Here is a 2,424-nt window from a genome sequence, read left to right as displayed (position 1 = left end):
AGCCTGGCGGAGGGGGCGCCCGCGAGGGCTGCCCGGAGCGTCGCCTGGGTGCGCGGCGGCACGCCCTCGAGGTCAGGTCGGCCCTCACGGGCGCGGGCCAGGACGGACTGCACGGGTCGGTGGCCGAAGGGGGGACGGCCGGTCGCGGCGAAGGCGAGGACAGCGGCCCAGCCCCACCAGTCGGCGGCCTCGCCCGGCTCGCCGCCCTCGAGGAGCTCGGGGGACAGGTAGCCGGGGGTGCCCACGACCATCCCCACCGAGGTGACGCGAGGGTCCTCGGCGGCCTGGGCGATGCCGAAGTCGATCAGCACGGCACCGCGCGGGCTGATCAGCACGTTCCCCGGAGTCAGGTCACGGTGCAGCACCCCGGCCCCGTGCACCTCGGTCAGGGCCTCCCGCAGCTGGTCGGCGAGGTCGGCGAGCTCGGCGTCGGGCATCGGGCCGTGGCGGCGCACGTGGGCCGCCAGGTCGGGGCCGTCCACGAGCTCGGTGACGACGAAGGCCTCGCTCGACTCGATCTCGGCGTCCAGCACCCGGGCGACCCCCGGGTGGCGCACCCGCTGGAGGTGGGCGACCTCGCGGCGCAGCCGCTCGCGCGCCTCGGGGTCGGCACCCAGGTGGGGGTGCAGGAGCTTGAGGGCGACCGGGGCACCCCCGCCGTCGACCGCGCGGTAGACCGCCCCCATGCCCCCCTGGCCGAGGGAGGACACCACGCGGTACCCCCCGATCTCCGTGCCGGGGGCGACGCCGATGCGCTCCATCCCGTCACGCTATCCGTCCCCGCCCTCCGGGGCCTGGTGCCGCACCGGACCGGTGGATCCGTCTCACGGCGACGCGATCCGCCGAGCAGGGCCCGCGGCCTCTCGGTAGCCTCGGGGCTGACCAAGGAGCTGAGGCAGTGGTGGAGCGCGCAGGGTACGAGCTCGTCGTGGTGGCCAACAGGTTGCCGGTGGACGTGACGGTGGACGAGGACGGCAGCACGAGCTGGAAGAGGTCCCCCGGCGGGCTGGTGACCGCCCTGCAACCGGTCATGCAGCAGGCCGACGGCGCCTGGGTGGGCTGGGCCGGCAAGCCCGACCTCGAGCATGAGCCCTTCGACGCCGACGGCATGCACCTGGTGCCCGTCTCGTTGAGCGCCGAGGAGATCGAGCAGTACTACGAGGGCTTCTCGAACGACACCCTGTGGCCGCTGTGCCACGACGTGATCAGCCCGCCCGAGTTCCACCGCACCTGGTGGGAGGCGTACCGCAGGGTCAACCGGCGCTTCGCCGAGGCCGCAGCCGGCCAGGCGGCACAGGGGGCGACGGTCTGGGTGCAGGACTACCAGCTCCAGCTGGTGCCCGCGATGCTCCGCTCGATGCGGCCCGACCTGCGCATCGGCTACTTCCACCACATCCCGTTCCCCCCGCTCGAGATCTTCTCCCAGCTGCCCTGGCGGCGGCAGGTCATCGAAGGGCTGCTCGGCGCGGACCTCATCGGCTTCCAGCGCCCGGGGGACGCCTCGAACTTCATCCGCGTCGTGCGGCGCCTGACGGACCTCACCACGCGAGGCTCGATGGTCAGCGTCCCCACCGAGCACGGTCACCGGGGGGTGCGCGCGGCAGCCTTCCCGATCTCGATCGACTCGAGCAAGTTCGACGCCCTGGCCCGCACCGAGGCCGTCAAGGCCCGCGCCCGGGAGATCCGCCACGACCTGGGCGACCCGAAGGTGCTGCTGCTGGGCGTGGACCGCCTCGACTACACCAAGGGGATCCGGCACCGCATCAAGGCCTTCGGCGAGCTGCTGGCCGACGAGCGCCTGACCGTGCCCGAGACGGCACTGGTGCAGGTCGCGAGCCCGAGCCGGGAGAACGTCGAGGCCTACCAGCAGCTGCGCGAGGAGGTCGAGATCCTCGTCGGGCGGATCAACGGCGAGCACGGCCAGATCGGCTCGGCGGCGATCTACTACATGCACCACTCCTACCCGCCCGAGGAGATGGCTGCCCTCTACCTGGCGGCCGACGTCATGCTCGTCACCGCGTTGCGCGACGGCATGAACCTCGTCGCCAAGGAGTTCGTGGCCGCCTGCACCGACGACACCGGCGTGCTGGTGCTCAGCGAGTTCGCCGGCGCGGCCGACGAGCTCTCGGGGGCCCTGCTCATCAACCCGCACGACATCGAGGGCATGAAGGACGCGATCGAGCGGGCCGTGCGGATGGACCCGCGCGAGGTGCGCCGCCGCATGCGCAAGCTGCGCCGTCGGGTCATCGAGGACGACGTCACGAAGTGGTCGCAGCGCTTCCTGTCCACCCTCACGGCCGTCCCCGACCAGCCCGCTGCCCCGCCCCCGCGGCCCGACCGGTCGCGGCTCGATCGGCCGAGGTACGCCGAGCCGCGCCGCGAGGAGAACCCGTCCGCGGAGGCGGGCTCGGCGGAGGCCGAGCG

The 2,424-nt window shown here is 73.4% G+C and carries 2 protein-coding genes; one reads left to right on the top strand and one right to left on the bottom strand.

What is annotated here, in order from left to right:
• A partial coding sequence (locus L0B03_RS16690) for a serine/threonine-protein kinase (RefSeq protein WP_250447964.1) occupies positions 1–761 on the bottom strand: 761 nt, incomplete at its 3' end.
• A gap of 140 nt (positions 762–901) precedes the next feature.
• Here L0B03_RS16690 and otsA point away from each other — a divergent pair.
• On the top strand, positions 902–2,424 hold a 1,523-nt coding region (otsA, locus tag L0B03_RS16685; RefSeq protein WP_250447962.1), incomplete at its 3' end, for an alpha,alpha-trehalose-phosphate synthase (UDP-forming).

Origin of the sequence: Actinotalea sp. C106 (assembly GCF_023630195.1) — a bacterium.
GTDB lineage: Bacteria > Actinomycetota > Actinomycetes > Actinomycetales > Cellulomonadaceae > Actinotalea.
Note: the sequence above shows the minus strand (reverse complement) of the source record. Positions and strands in the feature narration are given on the sequence as shown.